This is a genomic window from Sedimentibacter acidaminivorans (genome assembly GCF_017873955.1).
Taxonomy (GTDB): domain Bacteria; phylum Bacillota; class Clostridia; order Tissierellales; family Sedimentibacteraceae; genus Sedimentibacter; species Sedimentibacter acidaminivorans.
The window spans coordinates 128076-150995 of record NZ_JAGGKS010000004.1 but is presented as its reverse complement, the minus strand read 5'-3'; the positions used below and the strand labels follow the sequence as shown (position 1 = coordinate 150995).

19 protein-coding genes and 1 riboswitch are annotated in these 22920 nt (G+C 30.4%); of the genes, 17 read left to right on the top strand and 2 right to left on the bottom strand.

Annotation, left to right across the window (positions count from 1 at the left end):
* Positions 1–12: 12 nt before the first annotated feature.
* Positions 13–792, bottom strand: coding sequence for a threonine/serine exporter family protein (locus tag J2Z76_RS08110; RefSeq protein ID WP_209511536.1), 780 nt, complete (start codon positions 790–792; stop codon positions 13–15).
* Positions 793–1010: 218 nt separating this feature from the next.
* Between J2Z76_RS08110 and J2Z76_RS08105 the strand changes: the two genes are divergently transcribed.
* From J2Z76_RS08105 to J2Z76_RS08075, 7 genes are all read left to right on the top strand, one after another.
* Complete coding sequence (locus J2Z76_RS08105) at positions 1011–1541, top strand: class IV adenylate cyclase (protein ID WP_209511535.1); 531 nt, start codon at positions 1011–1013, stop codon at positions 1539–1541.
* 80 nt (positions 1542–1621) lie between these two features.
* A complete protein-coding gene (locus tag J2Z76_RS08100; protein ID WP_209511534.1) occupies positions 1622–2389 on the top strand; it encodes a type III pantothenate kinase in 768 nt (255 codons plus the stop codon).
* A gap of 28 nt (positions 2390–2417) precedes the next feature.
* Entirely contained in the window at positions 2418–3170 is a 753-nt protein-coding gene (locus J2Z76_RS08095; protein WP_209511533.1) for a sigma factor, read from the top strand.
* Between the two features lie 2 nt (positions 3171–3172).
* A complete protein-coding gene (locus J2Z76_RS08090) occupies positions 3173–4210 on the top strand; it encodes an anti-sigma factor domain-containing protein (protein ID WP_209511532.1) in 1038 nt (345 codons plus the stop codon).
* 117 nt (positions 4211–4327) lie between these two features.
* A riboswitch (NiCo riboswitch) is annotated at positions 4328–4422 on the top strand.
* A 76-nt stretch (positions 4423–4498) separates the two neighbouring features.
* On the top strand, positions 4499–6421 hold the full coding sequence (gene abc-f, locus J2Z76_RS08085) for a ribosomal protection-like ABC-F family protein (RefSeq protein ID WP_209511531.1): 1923 nt from the start codon (positions 4499–4501) through the stop codon (positions 6419–6421).
* A 24-nt stretch (positions 6422–6445) separates the two neighbouring features.
* Entirely contained in the window at positions 6446–7651 is a 1206-nt protein-coding gene (locus J2Z76_RS08080) for a cation diffusion facilitator family transporter (protein WP_209511530.1), read from the top strand.
* A gap of 74 nt (positions 7652–7725) precedes the next feature.
* Entirely contained in the window at positions 7726–7995 is a 270-nt protein-coding gene (locus J2Z76_RS08075; RefSeq protein WP_209511529.1) for a PQ-loop domain-containing transporter, read from the top strand.
* 45 nt (positions 7996–8040) lie between these two features.
* Here J2Z76_RS08075 and fba read toward each other — a convergent pair whose 3' ends face one another.
* The gene (gene fba / locus J2Z76_RS08070) at positions 8041–8970 is read right to left on the bottom strand and encodes a class II fructose-1,6-bisphosphate aldolase (RefSeq protein ID WP_209511528.1); all 930 of its coding nucleotides are present in this window, start codon (positions 8968–8970) and stop codon (positions 8041–8043) included.
* A gap of 390 nt (positions 8971–9360) precedes the next feature.
* Here fba and J2Z76_RS08065 point away from each other — a divergent pair, with 390 nt between their 5' ends.
* The 10 genes from J2Z76_RS08065 to ygfK all read left to right on the top strand — a co-directional run bounded on the left by J2Z76_RS08065 (position 9361) and on the right by ygfK (position 22902).
* The gene (locus tag J2Z76_RS08065) at positions 9361–9642 is read left to right on the top strand and encodes a co-chaperone GroES (RefSeq protein ID WP_209511527.1); all 282 of its coding nucleotides are present in this window, start codon (positions 9361–9363) and stop codon (positions 9640–9642) included.
* 24 nt (positions 9643–9666) lie between these two features.
* Complete coding sequence (groL, locus tag J2Z76_RS08060; RefSeq protein WP_209511526.1) at positions 9667–11301, top strand: chaperonin GroEL; 1635 nt, start codon at positions 9667–9669, stop codon at positions 11299–11301.
* Positions 11302–11535: 234 nt separating this feature from the next.
* Positions 11536–12297, top strand: coding sequence for a ParA family protein (locus J2Z76_RS08055; protein WP_209511525.1), 762 nt, complete (start codon positions 11536–11538; stop codon positions 12295–12297).
* A gap of 2 nt (positions 12298–12299) precedes the next feature.
* Positions 12300–12875 carry a late competence development ComFB family protein gene (locus J2Z76_RS08050; protein ID WP_209511524.1) on the top strand — a complete coding sequence of 192 codons (576 nt, stop codon included), beginning with the start codon at positions 12300–12302 and terminating at the stop codon, positions 12873–12875.
* Between the two features lie 49 nt (positions 12876–12924).
* Positions 12925–14658 carry a sigma-54 interaction domain-containing protein gene (locus J2Z76_RS08045; RefSeq protein ID WP_209511523.1) on the top strand — a complete coding sequence of 578 codons (1734 nt, stop codon included), beginning with the start codon at positions 12925–12927 and terminating at the stop codon, positions 14656–14658.
* Between the two features lie 323 nt (positions 14659–14981).
* Positions 14982–16190, top strand: coding sequence for a diaminopropionate ammonia-lyase (gene dpaL / locus J2Z76_RS08040; protein ID WP_425347559.1), 1209 nt, complete (start codon positions 14982–14984; stop codon positions 16188–16190).
* Positions 16191–16230: 40 nt separating this feature from the next.
* Entirely contained in the window at positions 16231–17427 is a 1197-nt protein-coding gene (gene ygeW, locus J2Z76_RS08035; protein WP_209511522.1) for a knotted carbamoyltransferase YgeW, read from the top strand.
* A gap of 28 nt (positions 17428–17455) precedes the next feature.
* A complete protein-coding gene (locus tag J2Z76_RS08030; protein WP_280922384.1) occupies positions 17456–18778 on the top strand; it encodes a YgeY family selenium metabolism-linked hydrolase in 1323 nt (440 codons plus the stop codon).
* 88 nt (positions 18779–18866) lie between these two features.
* Positions 18867–19799 carry a carbamate kinase gene (gene arcC / locus J2Z76_RS08025; RefSeq protein ID WP_209511521.1) on the top strand — a complete coding sequence of 311 codons (933 nt, stop codon included), beginning with the start codon at positions 18867–18869 and terminating at the stop codon, positions 19797–19799.
* A gap of 67 nt (positions 19800–19866) precedes the next feature.
* Positions 19867–22902, top strand: coding sequence for a putative selenate reductase subunit YgfK (ygfK, locus tag J2Z76_RS08020; RefSeq protein ID WP_209511520.1), 3036 nt, complete (start codon positions 19867–19869; stop codon positions 22900–22902).
* Positions 22903–22920: the final 18 nt, after the last annotated feature.

The following is a 22920-nucleotide window of genomic DNA, read 5'->3' as shown; positions in this document are numbered from 1 at the left end:
CCTATTAATATTTTATACAGTTAATAAACCTATAGCATAAGACAAATATATAATGACACCAGTTCCTGCTGCCAGTGAATATGCCGTAAATATGGCATCAGCACCTCTAGTTATACCTGATATAAGGTCTCCCCTTATAGTATCTCTAATTGCATTAGTCATAGCTAAACCAGGTAAATGAGGCATTATACCTCCTACTATTATATAATTGTAATTTCCAAAATGTGCTATATGTGTACTTAGTATGGCAAATAAAGCAATAATAATACCTGCAAAAATGCTTGAGTAAAATTGGTAAGAGTGTATATTTTCGAATTTTTTAGTTACAAGAGCAACTACGATCCCTGATAATAAGGAAACAATAAATTCAAATACTCCTCCTCCAAATATTAGTGTGAAAAATGCAGCAGAAAATCCTCCATAAAAATATGAATAAAATTTATGTTTAATTCCCGAGTCTTCTCTTGTTTCTTCTAATTGGACAATTGCTTCGTCAAGTGTTATATTTTTTTGAGTAAGCTGTCTTGATATATTGTTTATTCGGTTAAGCTTAGCAAGATTTATAGTTCTTTTAGAAATTCTTTTAACAACAGTATTATTTTCTTTGCCATCAACTGATATTGTAATATAAATTCCCGTTGGAGTTGCAATGCAATCCATTTCTTTCACTCCTAGAGCTTTGCAAATAAAATTTATAGTTTCCTCTGCTCTATAAGTTTCCCCACCATTTTCAAGTATTATTTGAGCAGAGAGTTTTATAGTTTTTAATAATTTTTCAACATTGATTTCCAACTTATTCACCTCAAGATAAATATTTCCCTTAATTCAAGAAATTATATCATGGCATAGTAAATCAATCAAATGTTTTGTTTGATTTACTATTTAATGTTATAAACAGTGTGCATATAATATGTACTATACAATATATGATCTATAATTATTTATAAAATTACTACTAAAAAATTAACTACTATGATATAATCTATTAAAATAAACTGGAGGCGTAATCAATGAGAGAAAGGGAAGTAAAGGTTCTTAATATTGATAAAGATGAAATAGAAAAAAAATTAAAAAAAATAGGAGCAGTTCTTTTAAAAGATGAAGAGCAAACAAATATAAGATTTGATACAGATAATAACTATTTAAAAGAAACTTACAATGGTTATTTGAGAATAAGAACAACTAAGAATTTACTTGATGGTAAAGTTAAAAATACATTAACATTTAAAAAAAGTATAAGTAGAGATAAAATGAGGGTTAATGAAGAAACGGAAACAGAAATTTCAAATTGCGAAGAAACTATAAAAATACTTGAATTTCTTGGATACAATAAAAAAAGACCAGGGTATAAACATAGAAGATCATATTCATATGATCATATAATTTTTGAAATAGATACATGGGATAAAGATACATATTCAAAGCCTTACCTTGAAATAGAAATGTCTTCAGAAGATGAATTAGAAAAAGCAATTAAACTTTTACAACTTGACAGAAAACAAATTACTACTAAATCTATTTTTGAATTAAGAAAAGATTAAAAAATATATGCAAAAATATTGCTGATATCTTAATGTCAGTTGTTAAAGTTTATAAGAAAGTTAAAAAACAGGAGGATAAAATGGTTTTAGTTGTCGATATAGGAAATTCTAATATAGTTTTTGGTGTTTATAAAAAAAATAATCTTATTGGTAGCTGGAGGATGGTTACTAGAAGTGAAAAGACATCTGATGAATATGGTATTTTTATTTTGAATTCGTTAGAATATAATAGTATTGATTATAAAGGAATTAAAAGCATTATAGTTTCATCAGTAGTTCCAAATTTAATACATTCATTTCAAAATGCAATGAAGAAATATTTTAAAATAGATCCATTAATAGTAGGGCCTGGTATTAAAACTGGAATTGTTATTAATACTGAAAATCCTCGTGAGGTTGGTGCTGATAGAATAGTTGATTTAGTTGCCGCATATCATCAGTATGGAGGACCTTTAATTGTAATAGATTTTGGAACTGCTACAACTTATGATGTTGTTAGTGAAAAAGGTGAATTTAAGTATGGTATAACATCTCCTGGAATACAAATAACTGCCGATGCATTATGGCAAAGAACAGCACAGCTTCCAAGCATTGAGATTAAAAAGCCTAATTCCATACTTGCCAAAAATACTATTACTAGCATGCAAGCAGGACTTGTCTATGGATACATAGGGCAAGTGGAATATATTGTAAAAAAAATAAAAGAAGAAATGCACAACGAAAATATGAAGGTAGTTGCAACCGGCGGACTTGGAAGATTGATGTCGGATGAAACAGCTGTTATAGATATATATGATTCACAGCTGTTGTTAAAGGGACTTAAAATTATACACGATAAAAATATATAAATAATAAGTAAAAATTAGCAGAAAATCAATGTTAATACAAATTTTTATGATTAGAGAGGTGAGCGTATTGAGGGAAATAGATTATATGGCAGAAGAATCAAAAACAGACAAAAATACAATGGAAAAATTTATTGTACAAAATGAATTTTTTATTTTAAAATGTGCATCCTCAGTAGCTCGAAACTATGTTTCTAAAAGTGATGATGAATGGCCTGTAGCATTACTAGCTTTTACAGAAGCAGTTAAAAATTATTCCATGGAAAAAGGGAGCTTTTTTAATTTTGCTGAATTGGTAATACGTAGAAGACTTATTGATTTTATACGAAGTCAGTCAAGATATTCTTCTGAGATTCCTGTAAGCCCTTCGCTATTTAATTTTGATACAGACAATGATGAAGATGAAACAAATATAAAAATTGAAGTATCTGAGAAAGTATCACATGTAACTGATAATTCTTTAAAATTGGAAATAGAACTTGCTAATGAAATTTTTTCTTCATATGGTTTTTCTTTTTTTGATTTAGTTGATTGTTCTCCAAAAGCTAAGAAAACAAAAAAAGCATGTGCCAAAGCAGTTGTATATATGATGGATAATCCAATTTTAGTTAGTAATATGAAAGTTAAAAAATTATTGCCAATGAAAATTATTGAGAATAATGTAAATATACCCCGAAAAATATTAGATCGTCATCGAAAATATATAATAGCAGCAGTAGAGATTATCTCTGGAGATTTTCCTTACCTTGCAGATTATATACGATTTATTCGAGAGGAGTTTTAAATATGAAAGCAGTTGTTGTAGAAATTAGAGATAAATATGTTGCAGTCTTGTCCAATGATGGTCGTATATATAAAATTAAGAATGATGATTACAATATTGGACAGGAGATAGAAATTAAAAAATATTTAGTAAATAATAATAGATTTATTAAAACAATAGCAACAGTTGCAGCATCAATTATGTTGTTAGTAGTGCCAGCATGGGCTTATTTAACTCCATATTCATATGTTAGTCTTGATGTAAACCCATCTTTGGAATACACGGTAAATATATTTGACAGAGTTTTAAGGGTAGAGGCTGTTAATGATGATGGTGAAATGATTTTAAAAGAAATGAACTTAGATGAATTAAAAAATAAAAATATAGAAGTAGCAGTACAAGAAGTGGTAGATGATATTATAGAAGCTGGATTTTTGGAAAAGAGTGAAGAAGGTGGAATTGTAATTGCTACTTCAAGTAAAAATGATGAAAAATCTCAAGAGCTAGCAGATAAGTTAAAACTTCAAGTAGAAGAAAAAATTAAAGAAGAATTTATTGAATCTAAAGTAGAAGTTGAAGCAATTGGTGTTGGTGAAGAACGTGTTCAAGAGGCAAAAGAACTTGGCGTAACACCGGGTAAACTAAATTTAGTCGAAAAATTACAGGAAAGCTCAGAAAATCCAGATGATATTATTGTAGAAGATTGGTTAAAGAAACCGGTAAAAGAAATTATGAAAGCCACTAAACAAAATAAGAAAGAAGAAAAAGCTGTAAACAAAGAAATTGAAAATGGACAGAAACTAGAGGATAATGAAACTGAAGAAGTTTATGATAAAAAAAATGTAGAATCAAAAGAGATGGATAAAGAAATTAAAAAAGAAGAAAAAGTCGAATCTAAAGAAGAAAATATATTGGATAAAGAAACAAATAAAGAAGAAAAGTTAATTGATAAAGAGGATAAAAAGGAAGGAAAGGAAGGAAAGGAAGAAAAGCCAACGGGTAATGGAAACAATAAAGAAGATAAATCAAAAGGAAAAGAAGTAAAAAATAAAGATCACTAAAGTAGAAAATCAGAAGTTAATATAATTCTAAATTTTATTTATTGACATTTCATATATCATATGGTATAATTATACAATTCTATTTGCGCTGCAAAAACGTATTTATACGCAAAATGTACAGTACAAACTGAGCAGGCGATGAACTTTTATTGTTCGTGGGGCTGGGCCTATTTAGGCAACAGGTTGATAATTATGGTACCTGTGGGACGGTAGTATGTTCCACAGGTATTTTTGTATATAATTTTAATAAACATATTAAGAAAAATAGATGGTTTAGTGAGGAATGTAATGATAGAGATAGGAATAAGCAATTTAACAAAATTATATGGTGTTGATAAAATATTTGAAAATGTAACATTTGACGTTAAAACAAAAGATAAAATTGGTTTAGTGGGAAGAAATGGAACCGGTAAAACAACACTAATGAAAATCTTAGCAGGTTATGAAAATTTCCAAGGTGGACAAATAAATAAACGAAAAGGATTAGTAATAGGTTATTTAGAGCAGATACCTAATTATGAGGATGTTAATACAGTAGCAGATGTTTTAAATAAAGCATTCCAAACTTTATATGATATTAAAAAAGAGATGGAAAATTTAGAAATGACATTTGATTGCTTAGCAAGAGATGAATTAGAATCTGCAGTAAAAAAATATAGCTTTCTGCATGATTCCTATGAGATAGCAGGTGGATATGATACTAAAGAAAAGTTGAATAAGATATTAAGTGGATTAGATATAAATGAAGAAATGCAAAAAAGAGAATTTAATACACTTAGTGGTGGAGAGAAAACAAGAGTTATTCTTGGAAAAATCTTATTAGAAAATCCTGATTTATTGCTTCTAGATGAGCCGTCAAATCATCTTGATATTAAATCAGTTGAGTGGCTTGAGGAATATTTGAGCTCATATGAGGGGACTATAGTAATTGTATCTCATGATAGATATTTTTTGGATAGAGTAGCAAATAAAATTATAGAGTTAGAATCAGATGGGGTTCAAATTTATAATGGTGGATACTCAAAATATGTAGCAGAAAAGGAACTTAGGTTTTTGCAAGCTATGAAAGAGTATGAAAGTCAGCAGAAAAAAATAAAAAAAATGGAAGAACAAATACAGCGATATCGTATATGGGGTGAAATGCGAGATAGCGATAAAATGTATAAAAGAGCAAAAGAATTAGAAAAAAGGCTTGAAAAAATAGATAAAATTAATAAACCAATAGTAGATAAAAAGAAAGCTAATTTTGAAATCAGTGGTGTTGAAAGAACAGGAAAAGAAGTTATTAAATTAAGTAATATAAGTAAATCTTACGGTAGAAAAAAATTATTTAGCGATGTTAATTTTAATTTATTTTATAGCGATAGTATGTGTATATTAGGTGAAAATGGAACAGGTAAATCTACTATATTAAAAATAATAATAGATGAAATAAAAAGTGATGGTGGAGAAGTAAAAATAGGTTCTAATGTTAAAATCGGTTATCTACCACAGGAAGTAAGTTTTGATAGAGAGGATATTTCTATAGTTGACTATTTTTCTTATTATTATAGTATTTCCTTAGGCGAGGCAAGAAAAGAATTAGCTAGTATTTTATTTACAGGTGATGATGTATATAAACATATAAGCACACTGTCAGGAGGAGAAAAGTCAAGGTTGAAGCTAGGTATGCTCATATACGAAAAAGTTAATACTTTAATACTTGATGAACCAACTAACCATTTAGACATAGATTCAAGAGAAATTTTAGAGGAGAATCTTATAAATTATGATGGTACTATATTGTTTGTATCACACGACAGATATTTTGTAGATAAAATATCAACATGCATAGGAGAAATTGAAAATAGGTGTTTTAAAACATATAATTTTAATTATGAAGGATATAAACAAGAAAAACAAAGAGTTGCACAAATGAAGTCTGATTCTATACTTATAGAAGAAAAGAAAGAAAAATCAATAACTCAAAGCAAAGAAGATTATTTGAGAAAAAAAGAAGAAATAAAAAAAGAAGAAAAACAAAAAAGAGATTTACAAAAACTAGAAAGTAATATTTTTGAATCAGAGAACAAATTAATTGAACTAGAAAAAATATTAAATACAAATTCAACTCAATGGGATTTGGATGAATATAATAATAAATATAACGAATATAATAAGTTAAAAGAAAAAATTGAATTGATGTATATGGATTTAGATAAGTACGAGTAATGTAAGAACAGAGAGGTAAGTGGGATGACTAATTTTATAATTAAAAAATTTATTAAAGATTACGAAAACACTAAAGATTCATCTGTAAGAGAAGCATATGGTAAATTAGGAAGCATAATTGGAATAATATCAAATGTATTTCTTTGTGTTAGTAAAATATCAGTAGGACTAATATTTAAAAGTATTTCAATAACTGCAGATGGTGTAAATAATTTATCCGATGCAGGTTCTTCTGTAATTACCCTGATAGGATTTAAAATGGCAGGTAAACCTGCTGACAAAAAACACCCCTTTGGCCATGAACGTATAGAATATATATCAGGAATGATAGTTGCATTTGTAATATTATTATTAGGACTAGAGCTCGTGAAATCATCATTTGACAAAATAATAAATCCGGAACCGATAAACTTTAGCTATATAATGATATTTGTATTGATATTATCAATAGTTGTTAAGCTTTGGCTCAGCTATTTTAACGGAAAAATCGCTGATAAAATATCTTCAACAACTATGAAGGCAACTTCTATGGATAGTAGGAATGATGTTATTGCTACTTCTGTTGTTCTAGTTTCTATTATAGTATCTAAAATTACGGGTTATCAAATTGATGGATATATGGGCATGATAGTTGCGTTGTTTATAATGTTTTCAGGAATTAATATATTAAAAGACTTAATGAATCCATTATTAGGAGAATTACCAGATCCTGAATTTGTTGAGTCCATAGAAAATAAAATCATAGAATATGAAGGTATATTAAATATACATGATCTAGTTGTACATAATTATGGACCAAGCAAATATTTTGCAACAGTTCATGCAGAGGTTGATGCAAAACAGGATATTTTAATATGTCATGATTTGATAGATAATATTGAAAGAGATTTTGCCAGAGATTTAGATATCAATTTAGTTATACATCTTGACCCGGTAGTAACTGATGATAAAGAGATAAATAAACTTAGAGAACAATTAATAGTCATTATTAAATCAATAGATGAAAGGCTATCAATGCATGATTTTAGAATAGTAAAAGGTAAAACGCATACAAATTTAATTTTTGATGTAGTAATTCCTGTTGATTTTAAAATTCCACCTAAGGAATTAATAAATCAAATAGAAAGATCTATAAATGAAGAAAATAATGCAGATGAAATATATTATTTAGTAGTTACTATAGATAAAAATTATGTTTCAACCTGTTTGAATAAACCCAATATGAAGTAAAGTTACTGCTTGACCAAAAATGTTTTTTGTATTACTATGTTAGATAGAATTTCTGATACATTAAGGAGGTAATTATGAGTATATTTGAAATGTTGATGCTTCTTTGTTTTGGGGCAGCATGGCCTTTTTCCATTTATAAATCTTATAAATCAAAATCAGTAGCGGGGAAAAGTCCATATTTTTTATTAATATTGATACTTGGTTATATATTTGGAATTTTAAATAAAATATTATTTAATTATGATGGAGTAGTTTATTTATATATTCTTAATTTAGTTATGGTAACAACGGATTTTATACTTTATTTAAGAAATATAAAATTAGTAAAATTAGAGCAAGAATAAAAAGGGACTTGGGTCAATAAAATGACTCAAGTCCTTCAATTTTAATTATTTTTTATTACTGCATCCCAATACATTTCTCATTTTATGTGAAACCATATCTCTAATTGCATCTCTTCCAGGTCCTAAATATTTTCTAGGGTCAAATTCGGAAGGATTTTCAACTAAAATTTGTCTGATACATGCTGTCATGGCAAGTCTTAGATCAGTATCAATATTAATTTTACAAACTGCCATTTTAGAAGCCTTGAGAAGCATTTCTTCAGGGACACCAGCAGCACCTGGTATTTTCCCACCATATTTATTACATAAATCAACAAATTCCTTTGGTACAGAAGATGAACCATGAAGAACTAGAGGAAAATTAGGCAATAATTTGCTTATTTTTTCTAATCTTTCAAAATCCAGACTAGGGTCACCTTTGAATTTATAAGCTCCGTGGCTTGTTCCTATTGCTATAGCAAGAGAATCTACACCAGTTCTATGAACAAACTCTGCTGCTTCATCAGGGTCTGTGTAGGTAGCATCTTTAGTATTAACTTTTACAGCATCTTCAACACCTGCAAGTTTTCCCAGTTCTGCTTCTACCACTACACCTTTGTCATGGGCATATTCTACAACTCTTTTAGTTAGAGCTATGTTTTCTTCAAAAGATAACTTTGATCCATCAATCATTACAGAAGAAAATCCACCATCAACACATGATTTGCAAATTTCAAAGCTATCGCCATGATCTAGATGCAAAACTATATCTAGTCCAGAATCTTCTATAGCAGCTTCAACAAGTTTTCTTAAATAAATTGGATTTGCATATTTTCTAGCACCAGCAGAAACTTGTAAAATTAGAGGTGCATTTTCTTGTTTAGCCGCATCTACTATACCTTGAATAATTTCCATGTTGTTTACATTAAATGCACCAACTGCATAATTGCCTTCATAAGCTTTTTTAAACATTTCTTTTGATGTAACAAGACCCATTTTAAACCTCCTAGAATATATATGATTATATGTGATATATTAATTGTAATATTTACTATACTATATCAAAATATGTAAAATTCATCAACTGTTTTTTGATAAAAGAATAAACCCTTTGTTTTTTTTATAGTAAAAAATGAAATATTAAGTAAAATAAAGAAAAAAAGATTAATTAAAAGTATAGATATCAAATTGCAACAATATAGTCACATAATGACTTTAAATGAGAAAAATCATGTTAAAATAGCACTTGAAAACAATACTACTATTGAGTATTATATAAACACTAAGTGTTAGCACTCTATTGAGACGAGTGCTAACAACCCGAAACAAATTTATTAATATTTCAAGTAAATATTAGCATTAAATAAAAAATAGGAGGAAATATAAATGGCAGTTAAACCACTTGGTGAAAGATTAGTAATTAAAATGGTAGAAGCAGAAGAAAAAACTAAAAGCGGTATAGTATTACCTGGTTCTGCAAAAGAAAAACCACAAATGGCAGAAATTTTAGCAATAGGTGCAGGAATTACATCAGACGAAAAGAAAAAAGATGAAGTTAAAGTTGGAGACAAGGTTATATTCTCTAAATTTGCTGGAACTGAAGTAAAGATTGATGGGGAAGAATTAATAGTTATAAAATTAGCTGATGTATTAGCAGTTATTGAATAAAAATAAAAGAGAAGAGGTATAGACATGGCAAAGATAATTAAATTTGATGAAGACGCACGCCGCGCAATGGAAAGAGGAGTTAATGCCTTAGCAGATACAGTAAAAGTAACTTTAGGACCAAAAGGAAGAAATGTAGTATTACATAAATCATTTGGTTCACCTGTTATTACAAATGACGGTGTTACAATAGCAAGGGAAATAGAATTATCAGACCCATATGAAAACATGGGAGCACAATTAGTAAAAGAAGTTGCAACAAAAACAAATGATGTTGCAGGTGATGGTACTACTACAGCTACATTATTAGCTCAAGCTATAATTAGAGAAGGTTTAAAAAATGTTGCAGCTGGTGCCAATCCAATGGTTCTTAAAAGAGGTATTCAAGCCGCAGTAACTGCAGCTGTTGAAGAATTGAAAAATACAACTAAAAAAGTTGAAACTTCAGAAGAAATAGCACAAATAGCTTCAATATCAGCTGGAGATGAAGAAATTGGTAAATTAATATCTGAAGCAATGGATAAAGTTGGTAAAGATGGTGTTATAACTGTAGAAGAATCAAAAACTATGGGAACAGAGCTAACAGTAGTTGAAGGTATGCAATTTGACAGAGGATACTTATCAGCATATATGGTAACTAACACAGAAAAAATGGAAGCAGTATTAGACAATCCATATATACTAATTACAGATAAAAAAATATCAAATATTCAAGAAATACTTCCTATACTTGAGCAAGTTGTTCAAAGTGGAAAGGCTCTTGTTATAATTGCAGAAGATGTAGATGGAGAAGCTTTAGCTACATTAGTTGTTAACAAATTAAGAGGAACATTTAACTGCGTAGCAGTAAAGGCTCCAGGATTTGGTGACAGAAGAAAAGAAATGTTAAGAGATATTGCGATATTAACAGGTGGAGAAGTTGTGTCAGAAGAATTAGGATATGATTTAAAAGATGCTACAATGGAGATGCTTGGTAATGCAGGAACAGTTAAAATAGATAAAGAAAATACAATAATAGTAAATGGTTCTGGAGATTCAGCACAAATCCAAGAAAGAGTAAATCAAATTAAAGCTCAATACGAAGAATCAACTTCAGAATTTGATAAGGAAAAATTACAAGAAAGATTAGCTAAATTAACAGGTGGAGTAGCAGTTATTAACGTTGGAGCAGCTACAGAAACTGAAATGAAAGAAAAGAAACTTAGAATTGAAGATGCTTTAAATGCTACGAGAGCAGCAGTTGAAGAAGGTTTAGTATCAGGTGGAGGAGTAGCGCTTCTTGCAACTACAGGAGTTGTTGCAAAAGTTGCAGAAAGCTTGACAGGAGATGCTAAAACAGGTGCTAGAATTATTGAAAAAGCTCTAGAAGAGCCAGTTAGACAAATTGCAATTAATGCAGGTCTTGAAGGATCTGTAATAGTTGAAAAAGTTAAAAATAGTGAAAAAGGCATAGGCTTTGATGCAGCTAATGAAGTTTATGTAAATATGATAGAAGCAGGAATAGTTGATCCAACAAAAGTAACTAGATCAGCTCTTCAAAATGCAGCATCAGTTGCTTCAATGTTGTTAACAACTGAAGCAGCAGTAGCAGAAGAAGCTAAAGAAGAAGGACCTGCAATGCCTCCAATGGGCGGCATGGGCGGAATGGGCGGCATGATGTAATAAATCTGTGAACTCATTGAATTCAATGGATTTATAGATTGAAAAAATCGTAATGTTGCCAATATGCTAATGCAGTTTCAAACAAAAAATAAATCGGGATTAGTAGTCCCGGTTTTATTTTGCAAAAAATTAAGTAAGATAAAATAATGTCGAATTTAAAAATTGTATTGTTAAAATACGATTTTTTTGTTACAATTTAATAAATGTAACTTAATTTAAAGGAGCTTTAACCAAATGGGAAAAGTAATTTCTATATCTAATCAAAAAGGTGGAGTGGGAAAAACCACTACAACAGGGGCTATTGCGGCTGGATTTAAACTTAAAGGTTTTAAGGTTTTATGCGTAGACCTTGATTCACAATCCAATTTAAGTTTTAGTGCAGGTGCTGAAACTGAAGATTGTCCTACAATTTATGAGGTTTTAAAAGAAGAAGTTAAAACTTCCTTTTCAATACAAAGAACAGAATCATTTGACATTATTGCATCTAACATACTTTTAAGTGGTATAGAATTGGAGTTTACACAGACCGGAAGAGAGTTTTTACTTAAGGAAGCACTTAGTTCAGTAAAAGATAAATATGATTACATATTTATCGATACACCTCCAGCATTAAGCATTTTAACTGTCAATGCATTTACAGCTTCAGATTATATAATAATACCAATGTTATCTGATATTTTTAGTTTGCAAGGAATTGCTCAGTTGTCAGAAACAATTAAAAGAGTTAAAACATATTGTAATCCTAATTTAAAAATAGAAGGAATTTTGCTAACAAAGTTTAATAAGAGAACGATATTAAGTAAAGAGATAAAGGGTACAGCTGAACTAATAGCAACAGAGCTTGGAACAAGTTTGTATAAATCAACGATACGTGCTAGTGTAGCAGTAATGGAAGCGCAGACAAGCCAGCAAAATATTCATCAATATTCACCTAAAAATGGTGCTACCGAAGATTATTTAAGCTTTGTAAATGAACTTATTAAGAGAGGAATATAACGATGGCTAAGGCAAAAAAATCATTTGATAAGGAATTGATGTATAAAAAAATAATGCCCACAAATCTGAAAAAAAATAGTGAAAAGGATTCAGATGGCGTTAAAGATAATTCCGACAATGATGAAATGTATCCAGAAGGGCTAGTATCTATAAATGCAAATAAAGTATATTTAAATGAAGTCCAAAAATCAGAGGATGAAGATTTAAACTCAAATGATATTAAAAAAACAGAACAAGATGAAAGTGCTTCTCAAAATATAGATAATAGCGTAATTGATATAATTCAAGATGACGAATATTGTGAGGAAGAAAAAAGTGGTATTATAATATATAATGTTATGGAGGGTTTAGTCATGGAAAAACTAGATATAACTCTTCAAAAAATGAATTGTTGCAAATGCGATCGCTGTAGAGATGATATAGTAGCTTTAGCATTAAACAATCTCAAGCCTTTGTATATCGTAGCAACAAGAGATGAAATCGAAAGTAAAAAGCAGGAGTTCAGTAAATCAGGGTTAGAAGTGACAACAGCTGTTTTAAAGGCAGTACTTTCGGTTAGAAGAAACCCAAGGCATTAACTAAAATAAAAGTAATAATGTTATTTATTATTAGAGGACGGTGAAATATATGTACGATTTGTCATGTATTTCTGATACAGTTCAGAAATATGCAAATATTACTGCTGAAATTGCTAAAGTTGATGTTGAAGTTGTCAATTTTAAATTGATTAGAGTTGCAGGTACAGGTATATTTAGTGAAGATGTTAACAAGGACGTATCTGAAAATTCACATGTATACAAGCATGCTATAAAAACAGGCAAGAGACAGATAATTTATGAGCCTCGAAAAGATATAAAGTGTAAAAATTGTAAAATTAAAGATGAGTGTAAAGAAACGTTTGAGATATCTACTCCAATCATAATGAATGATGAAATTATCGGAGTTATTGGTATGGCATGCTCCAATGAAAAATCAAGAGATGTCATAGTAAATAATTTAGATAGCTATTTAGCATTCTTAGAGCAAATATCTGATTTTATAGTAACTAAAGCACATGAAGACGAAGAAGAAAAAAGTAAAGTTGCAATGTTTGATATGCTAAAGATAATTATTAGGAGCATGGATGAAGGTGCAATTATTATCAATAAGAATGGTAACGTTGATACTATAAATCCAAGTGCTAAAAGGCAATTGGGAATAAAAAGGATAATTAATAATGAACATATTGATATAACAGAAACTGGTGACATGGTTAACAACAGCAAAGAGTATAGAATTAAAATAGGTGAAAATGTGGATACTGTAATTGGAGATATTTTTGATATCCCAGAAAATCCAGTATACAAGCATGTTTTACTGTTTAAAGATTTGAAGGGAATTCAATCTGAAATTTATGCTATGACTTCTACAGTTAATACATTGAACTCGGAAAATATTGTTGGTAGCAGTCAGGCAACAAAAAAACTTAAAGAAGAAATAAAAAAAATATCGGATTCATTTTCAACAGTATTGATTACAGGAGAAAGCGGTAGTGGGAAAGAAGTTGTAGCAACAGCTATATGGCAAAATTCCGATCGAAGAAAAAATAGGTTTGTAGCAATAAACTGTGCAGCGATACCAGAACCACTTCTTGAAAGTGAATTGTTTGGTTATGTTAAAGGAGCATTTACTGGTGCTGATCCAACAGGTAAAATAGGAAAATTTGAGCTTGCAAATAATGGGGTTATATTTTTAGATGAAATAGGAGACATGCCTATATATTTACAGTCAAAATTGTTAAGAGTAATACAAAATAAAAAAATAACTAGAATAGGTTCAAATCAAGTCATACCTCTAGATGTAAGAATTATAGCCGCAACAAATAAAAATTTAAAAGAAATGATTACACAAAATAAATTTAGGGAAGATTTATATTATAGATTGAATGTAATACCTGTGGAAATTCCACCATTGAGAGAAAGAAAAGAAGATATAGTAGATTTGATTTTTTATTTCATTCATTACTATAGAAAGCTTTTTGGTAAAAATTTCATTAAAATTGAACAAGAAACAATGAAAAAGCTAGTTGAATATCCATGGTATGGGAATGTGAGAGAACTCGAAAATACTGTAGAGTTTATGGTAAATATGATGGAAGATGGTATAGTTGATAACAATGCAATACCAATTAATATAAGAAAACACAGTAGTAACTCAGATACTAAAAGAAACGATAAAACCGGAGGTATTAAAACACTTAAAGAATTAGAACAAAATGAAATAAAGAAGGCTATAGAGCATTTTGGTGATACGACAGAGGGTAAAGCATCTGCTGCAAAAGCACTTGGAATAGGAATTGCAACATTATATAGAAAATTATAAAATTTATAAAAAAAAGAACTGAGCTGTTAATAGCTTAGTTCTTTTTTTATCAAAATGATAAAAATTTGATAAAGATTGAAATTATGGCTAAATATCAGAAAATGCAAGTTTATCAAATTGATAAAAAAATATCAAATTGATAAATTTGTTTAATTGTTGTTTTGTTTATTTAAATTAATAATTTTTATAAAAATGTGTACAAGTTGATTTTTCAATGAATATTTTAATTAAAAAAAACAACAATAATAAAAATAAAAAAACAAGTTGGCATAGAAATTGCTTATTGAACAAGTATATATAATTTATTGAAAAGAGGTAGAAATGTGTTAGAAATGTATGAGTTAGTGAAAAATGATGTCACTAAAAGAAAAAAGGTATCATTAGATTTTTTAAATGAAGAAGTTGCAAAAAAAACACTTAAATTTCATTCGAGCTTTGAACAATATACAGAAACCCCTTTAGTAGAATTAAATGAATTGTCAAAATATATAGGTTTAAAGGATTTTTTTATAAAAGATGAATCATATAGATTTGGTTTAAATGCGTTTAAAGTTTTAGGAGGCAGTTTTGCAATTGGTCAGTATATAGCTAACAGATTAGGAAAAAGTATAGAAGATCTCCCTTATAAAGTTTTAATGTCAGATGATATTAAAAAGGAACTAGGAGAATTAACATTTATAACTGCAACAGATGGAAACCACGGAAGAGGAATTGCTTGGACTGCTGAGCAGCTTAAACAAAAAGCAATTGTTTATATGCCTAAAGGAAGTTCTCTTGAAAGAAGAGATAGAATTAGAGCTCATGGTGCTACATGTGAAATAACAGAGTGGAATTATGATGATACTGTTAGGTATTGCAACGAATTAGCAGAAAAAAATGGTTATGTAATGGTTCAGGATACATCCTGGGAGGGTTATGAAGATATTCCAACTTGGATTATGCAAGGTTACATGACAATGGCATACGAAGCATATTTAGAGTTAGAAAAGCTAAATAAAAAACCTACACATATTTTCTTGCAAGCGGGAGTAGGTTCACTTTCATCGGCAGTTACTGGATTTTTCTCTTCGGTTTATGAAGATGATAAACCTATAATTACAATAGTTGAGCCTGATAAAGCAGCATGTTTGTATAAAACTGCAAAAGCTGATGATGGTAAACTCCATCCTGTTACAGGTGAAATGAACACTATTATGGCAGGTCTAGCATGTGGTGAACCAGTTACAGTTGGATGGCCTGTTCTTAATGCAAATGCTGAAAACTTTTTATCGGTGCCTGATTCAACAGCAGCCCATGGAATGAGAGTTTTAGGTAATCCACTTAAGGGTGATGAAAGAATTATTTCTGGTGAAAGTGGAGCCGCTTCAGCAGGTGTTGTATCTCAAGTTATGACGTTAGAAGAATTGAAAGACATTAAAGAATCTTTAAAACTTGATAAAAATTCTATTGTACTTTGCTTTAGTACAGAAGGCGACACGGACTTTGCAAATTATAGAGATATAGTGTGGAATGGATTACATTCAAACAAATAAAAATATACAATAAAAAGACAATAAAAGGAGAATTATTAATATGAATATGGATTTTAATAAATTAATGGAAACACTTAAAGGATTAGATTGTGAGAATCTTTACCATGATGATTTTTTCTTAACATGGGATAAAACTCAAGATGAATTAGAAGCAATATTTACAGTAGCAGATACATTAAGATATTTAAGAGAAAATAATATCAGTCCTAAAATATTTGACTCAGGTCTAGGAATATCTTTATTTAGAGACAATTCTACAAGAACAAGATTTTCTTTTGCATCAGCATGTAACCTTTTGGGATTAGAAATTCAAGATTTAGACGAAGGAAAATCACAAATAGCTCATGGTGAAACAGTAAAAGAAACATCGAATATGATTTCATTTATGGCAGACGTAATAGGTATTCGTGATGATATGTATATTGGAAAAGGCCATACTTATCAAAAAAGTGTTGCAGAATATGTTGAAGAAGGATATAAAGATGGAGTTTTAAATCAAAGACCAACAATAGTAAATCTTCAATGTGATATAGATCATCCAACACAATCAATGGCGGATATGCTTCATATAATCCATGAGTTTGGCGGAGTTGAAAATCTTAAAGGTAAAAAAATAGCTATGACTTGGGCATATTCACCTTCTTATGGAAAGCCATTATCAGTTCCTCAAGGTGTAATAGCTCTTATGACTAGATTTGGTATGGATGTTACACTAGCTCATCCTGAAGGATATGAAGTTATGTCAGAGGTTGAAGAAGTTGCTAGAAAAAATGCAGAGCAATATGGTGGAAAGTTCACTAAAACAAATTCTATGGAAGAAGCATTCAAAGATGCTGATATAGTATATCCAAAGAGCTGGGCTCCATTTGCAGCAATGGAAGAAAGAACTAATCTTTATGGAGAAGGAAAACATAAGGAAATTGAAGAATTAGAAAAAAAATTATTAAAACAAAATGCAGAACATACAGATTGGGCTTGTACAGAAGAAATGATGAAGTTAACTAAAGATGGTAAAGCTTTATATTTACATTGTTTACCAGCAGATATAACAGGAGTAAGCTGTGAAACAGGTGAAGTTGATGCATCAGTATTTGATAGATATAGAATTCCTTTATACAAGGAAGCTAGTTATAAACCATATATTATAGCTGCTATGATATTCTTACAAAAAGTTAAGAACCCAGAAGAAACATTACAAAAATTACTTGATCAAAATAAAGCAAGATTAATCAGATAAGAAATAAACAAAGGGAGGAATTTTGAAATTGAAAGCAAATTTAGATTATAATAAAATACAAAAAGCTGCTGAAGGCTATGAAAAAGATATGACTAAATTCTTAAGAGATTTAGTTCGTACTCCAGGAGAAAGCTGTGATGAAAAAGGTCACATTGATCGTATTGCAGAAGAAATGAGAGCGGTTGGATTTGATAAGGTTGAAATAGACCCAATGGGAAATGTTCTTGGATATATGGGAACAGGAGAAACTTTAATTGGTTTTGATGCACATATAGATACAGTAGGTATTGGAAATAGAGCTAACTGGCAATTCGACCCATACGAAGGAATGGAAAGTGATACTGAAATTGGAGGACGTGGGACATCTGACCAATTAGGAGGTATAGTGTCTTCAGTTTATGGTGCAAAAATAATGAAAGATTTAGGTATGCTAAGTGAAAAATATACAGCTTTAGTAGTTGGAACAGTTCAAGAAGAAGACTGTGACGGACTATGCTGGCAATATATTATTAACGAGGATAAAATTAGACCAGAATTTGTAGTATCTACAGAACCTACAGATAGCGGTATTTATCGTGGCCAAAGAGGACGTATGGAAATTCGTGTTGATGTTCAGGGAGTTTCATGCCATGGTTCTGCTCCAGAGCGTGGAGACAATGCTATATACAAAATGGCTGAAATACTTTTAAATATCCGTGATCTTAATGAAAATGACACATCAGATAGTACTGAAATAAAAGGTTTAGTTAAAATGTTGGATGAAAAGTACAATGCTCAATATAAAGAGGCTGCATTCTTGGGACGTGGTACTGTAACTACATCTGAAATATTCTTTACTTCACCAAGCCGTTGTGCAGTAGCAGATTCATGCTCTGTTTCATTAGACAGACGTATGACAGCAGGTGAAACTTGGGAAAGTTGTTTAGATGAAATACGTGCACTTCCAGCAGTAAAGAAATACAATGCAACTGTAAGTATGTATGATTATGAAAGACCAAGCTACACAGGTTTAGTATACCCAATTGAATGCTATTTTCCAACTTGGGTAATTCCAGAAGACCATGCTGTTACTAAAGCTATGGAAGAAGCATACATGAACCTTTATGGATCAACAAGAAGTGGTTCTAAAGAAACTGATGCAATGAGAAAAGATCGTCCACTTACTGATAAATGGACTTTCTCAACAAATGGTGTTTCTATTATGGGACGTAATGGTATTCCTGTAATTGGATTTGGACCTGGAGCTGAAGCTCAAGCTCACGCTCCTAATGAAAAAACATGGAAAGCAGATTTAGTTAAGTGTGCTGCAGTTTATGCTGCACTTCCAACAATATATGTAGAAAATAGGTAATATTAAAAATGAAAAACTAAATGTATTTATAAAATATATATTTAGTTTTTCGCTGTTTTAAATTTTAATTGTTATTAAGGAGAAATTTATGAAAAAAAAGATTGTTTTAGCTTTAGGTGGAAATGCTTTAGGTAGTACACTTAAAGAACAAATGGATGCAGTAAAATATACTTCCAAGGCTATTGCTGACCTTATTGAGGAAGGCTATGATGTAGTTGTTGCACATGGTAACGGCCCACAGGTAGGTATGATAAATAATGCATTCACAGAATATGGAAAGGTAGATTCTAAATTTCCCTATATGCCGCTATCCATGTGTGTTGCTATGAGTCAGGCATATATAGGTTATGATTTACAAAATGCACTTCGTGAAGAGCTTTTAAATAGAGGAATAAAAAAATCCGTTACATCAATAATTACACAAGTTGTTGTAGACGAAGAAGACCCAGCATTTGAACGTCCAACAAAACCAATTGGACCTTTTATGACTGCAGATGAAGCAGAAGTTAATCGTGCTAGAGGAATGGTGGTAGTAGAAGATTCAGGACGTGGTTACAGAAGAGTGGTTGCATCACCAAAACCACAAGATATAGTGGAGATTGATACGGTTAAATCACTTCTGGAAGCTGGAGAAATTGTTATTGCATGCGGAGGTGGGGGAATTCCTGTAGTAAGAGAGGGAAATCATCTCAAAGGTGTAGGAGCAGTTATTGATAAGGACTTTGCAAGTAGCTTAATGGCGCAAAAACTAGATGCAGATAGCTTTGTAGTTTTAACTGCAGTTGAAAAAGTAGCAATAAAATTTGGAACACCTGAACAAGAATGGTTGTCAGAATTAACATTAGATACTGCTAAAAAACATATAGAAAACAAAGAATTTGCAGAGGGCTCTATGCTACCAAAGGTTTTGGCTGGATTATCATTTGCATCATCAAAACCTGGAAGAAAAACATTAATAACATCTTTGGAAAAAGCAGCTGACGGACTTGCAGGTAAAACAGGAACATGGATTAAATCTTAGTAAAAACAAAATAAAGAAGAAGAGAAAATGTTATTACTAAAATTCTAAATATTAATGGAGGATTTTAATGGGTGAAAATATGAGACTTATCTCTTTTGAACATTTGGTAGATTGGTGCTTAGAAGAGTATAAAAACGAAAGAGCAATTTTTGGAATTAAAGAAGACAAATTTTATAGAAACAAAAGTGGTAATTATTTAAAAACTGTTTTTGGTGATAAATTAGGTTCAGCTATAGGACCTGCAGCAGGTCCTCATTGTCAATTAGCACAAAATATAATTGGTTCATATTTGGCAGGTTCTAGATTCATCGAATTAAAAACTGTTCAAATTATGGATGGTGAACAAATACAGCATGCTGTTAATAGACCATGTATTTACGCTGAAGATGAATGCTATAACTGTGAATGGTCTACAGAATTAACTGTGCAGCAAGCATTTGCAGAATATGTAAAAGCATACTTTTTAATACAGGTATTAGCAAAAGAATTAGGATTGGCTGATTATAAGGATTTTGCTTATAACATGAGTGTAGGATATGATTTAGAGGGAATTAAATCTGAAAAAATAGACAATTATATTGAAGGTTTGAAAGATGCATCAAACACAGAAGCTTTTAAAGCTTGTAAACAATTCTTAAGTGATAACTTAAATAAATTTTCAAAGTTCAATAAAGAAGATTTGGATAAAATATCACCAAATATATGTCAATCAATTACACTTTCTACATTACATGGTTGCCCGGCACATGAAATTGAAAGTATATCCACTTATTTATTAACAGAAAAGAATCTAAATACATTTATAAAATGTAATCCAACATTATTAGGTTATGAGTTTGCTAGAGAAACAACTAACAAATTGGGTTATGATTATATATCATTTACAGATTTTCACTTTAAAGATGACTTGCAATATAACGATGCAGTTGCAATGTTTAAAAGATTAATGTTATTAGCTAAGGAAAAAGACCGTTCTTTCGGTTTGAAGCTTACAAATACATTCCCGGTTGATGTAAAAAGAAATGAATTGCCATCTGAAGAAATGTATATGTCAGGAAGATCTCTTTTCCCATTATCTATTACATTAGCGGCAAAATTATCAAAAGAATTTGATGGGAAATTACCAATAGCTTACTCCGGTGGAGCGGATGCAGCTAATATAAATGAAATTTTGGCAACTGGTATCCAGCCAGTAACTATGGCTACTACAATTCTTAAGCCAGGCGGATATGAAAGATTTAAGCAAATAGCTGAGGTTTCTGAATCTATGCTTACTCCTGAATTTAAGGATATTGATACTAAAAGTTTAATATCATATGCAGAGTCTGTAATTGAAGACCCTAGATATCAAAAATCTTATAGAGACAAGGTTAAATCTAGAAAAACTGAAAACAAGTTACCTTTAATAGATTGTTTTATGGCACCATGTAAAGATGGCGGATGTCCTATTAATCAGCAGATACCTGAATATTTAAAATTAGTATCTGATGGAAAGTATGACGAAGCAATAAATGTTATAGCTAATGACAATACAGCACCTAGTATTTTAGGAACATTATGTAGCCACCCATGTCAAGATAAATGTACAAGAGTTGACTATGACAAAAGTATTCAAATTAGAGCTATGAAATTCGTAGCAGCTGATAATGCTCAGCAAAAATTTGTTGATGCAATTAAAAAATCTGAATTGAAGTCAAATAAAAAAGTTGCAGTTATTGGAGCAGGTCCTGGTGGTGTTGCAGCAGCTTCTTATTTAAGAAGAAATGGAATGGACGTTGTAGTATTTGAAAAGCTAGATAAACCATATGGTATTGTAAGATATATAATTCCTGAATTTAGAATCGCAGAAGAATTAATTGAAAGAGATTATCAAATAGCAGTTAAGCAAGGTGTAGAATTTAAATTTAATACGGATGTAACTGATAGCTATGAACAATTGAAGAAAAAATATGATTATGTTTTAGTTGCAACGGGAGCATGGATGAAAGGTGATTCACCTGTAAAAGAAGGTCAAGAAAAAGTGTTAGATGCCCTAGATTTTTTGTGGAATGCAAGAAATGAAAAGTCAGCAGAACTTGGAAAGAAAGTTGCTGTAATAGGTGCTGGAGATGTTGCTATGGATTGTGCTCGTACTGCTCTAAGACAAAAAGGTGTAGAAGAAGTTCATGTAGTTTACAGAAGAACAGAAAGTTATATGCCTGCTAGCCAAGAAGATGTTAATGAAGTTAAAGAAGAAGGAATAAAGATAGATGAATTATTAGCACCAGCTAAATATGATGGAAAAGTTTTAATTTGTGAAAAGATGTCTCTTGGAGATTTTGATTCAAGTGGAAGAAAATCTGTTGTTGGAACAGGAAAATTCATAGAATTAGAGTTTGATACGGTCATTGGAGCTACTGGAGCAAAGGTTGATACTAAACCGTTTAAAGATAATAGTATTAACATGGATGATAGAGGACGACTTAAGTTATTATCTAGTTTGGAAAGTAATATTGAAAATGTTTACTTTATAGGAGACTGTAAACAAGGACCATCTACCATAGTTAAAGCGATGGCAGATGCTAAAACAGCTGCATTAGATATTTTAAAGAAAGAAAATTTAAGTAACGACTTTAAAAAGTTTAATGTACCAATGGAAAATGAGCAAGTTTATACAAGAAAAGCAGTTTTAGCTCCTATTGAGAAGGGGAAAGAAGAAGGCGAAAGATGTTTAAAATGTGATCAAATTTGTGAAATTTGTAAAGAGGTATGCCCTAATAGGGCAAATGTAATAATAAATGTTGAAGGGTTTAATAATTTACATCAAATTCTTCATATAGATGGAATGTGCAATGAGTGCGGGAACTGTGGAGTTTTCTGCCCTTATGAAGATAGACCTTATAAAGATAAAGTAACTTTGTTCTGGTCAAAAGAAGAATTTGAAGATTCATCTAATGTTGGTTTCTTGAAGTTATATGATGATAAGTTCCTAGTTAGAGCTGAGAATGGAAATGTAATAGAGCATACTCTTGGTGATGGAAAAATATCTAACGAACTTGAAAAGTTTATTAAATCAGTGTCATCTGATTACAAACATTTCTTGAATCCTACAGTAATAGGATAAAGAAAAAAGGAGAGGATA

Excerpts from the sequence above, each read along its gene's own strand:
- J2Z76_RS08105 (WP_209511535.1), top strand. The coding sequence starts at position 1,011 with ATGAGAGAAAGGGAAGTAAAGGTTCTTAATATTGATAAAGATGAAATA.
- J2Z76_RS08100 (WP_209511534.1), top strand. The coding sequence starts at position 1,622 with ATGGTTTTAGTTGTCGATATAGGAAATTCTAATATAGTTTTTGGTGTT.
- J2Z76_RS08095 (WP_209511533.1), top strand. The coding sequence starts at position 2,418 with ATGTTAATACAAATTTTTATGATTAGAGAGGTGAGCGTATTGAGGGAA.
- J2Z76_RS08090 (WP_209511532.1), top strand. The coding sequence starts at position 3,173 with ATGAAAGCAGTTGTTGTAGAAATTAGAGATAAATATGTTGCAGTCTTG.
- abc-f (WP_209511531.1), top strand. The coding sequence starts at position 4,499 with ATGATAGAGATAGGAATAAGCAATTTAACAAAATTATATGGTGTTGAT.
- J2Z76_RS08080 (WP_209511530.1), top strand. The coding sequence starts at position 6,446 with ATGACTAATTTTATAATTAAAAAATTTATTAAAGATTACGAAAACACT.
- J2Z76_RS08075 (WP_209511529.1), top strand. The coding sequence starts at position 7,726 with ATGAGTATATTTGAAATGTTGATGCTTCTTTGTTTTGGGGCAGCATGG.
- fba (WP_209511528.1), bottom strand. The coding sequence starts at position 8,970 with ATGGGTCTTGTTACATCAAAAGAAATGTTTAAAAAAGCTTATGAAGGC.
- J2Z76_RS08065 (WP_209511527.1), top strand. The coding sequence starts at position 9,361 with ATGGCAGTTAAACCACTTGGTGAAAGATTAGTAATTAAAATGGTAGAA.
- groL (WP_209511526.1), top strand. The coding sequence starts at position 9,667 with ATGGCAAAGATAATTAAATTTGATGAAGACGCACGCCGCGCAATGGAA.
- J2Z76_RS08055 (WP_209511525.1), top strand. The coding sequence starts at position 11,536 with ATGGGAAAAGTAATTTCTATATCTAATCAAAAAGGTGGAGTGGGAAAA.
- J2Z76_RS08050 (WP_209511524.1), top strand. The coding sequence starts at position 12,300 with ATGGCTAAGGCAAAAAAATCATTTGATAAGGAATTGATGTATAAAAAA.
- J2Z76_RS08045 (WP_209511523.1), top strand. The coding sequence starts at position 12,925 with ATGTACGATTTGTCATGTATTTCTGATACAGTTCAGAAATATGCAAAT.
- ygeW (WP_209511522.1), top strand. The coding sequence starts at position 16,231 with ATGAATATGGATTTTAATAAATTAATGGAAACACTTAAAGGATTAGAT.
- arcC (WP_209511521.1), top strand. The coding sequence starts at position 18,867 with ATGAAAAAAAAGATTGTTTTAGCTTTAGGTGGAAATGCTTTAGGTAGT.
- ygfK (WP_209511520.1), top strand. The coding sequence starts at position 19,867 with ATGGGTGAAAATATGAGACTTATCTCTTTTGAACATTTGGTAGATTGG.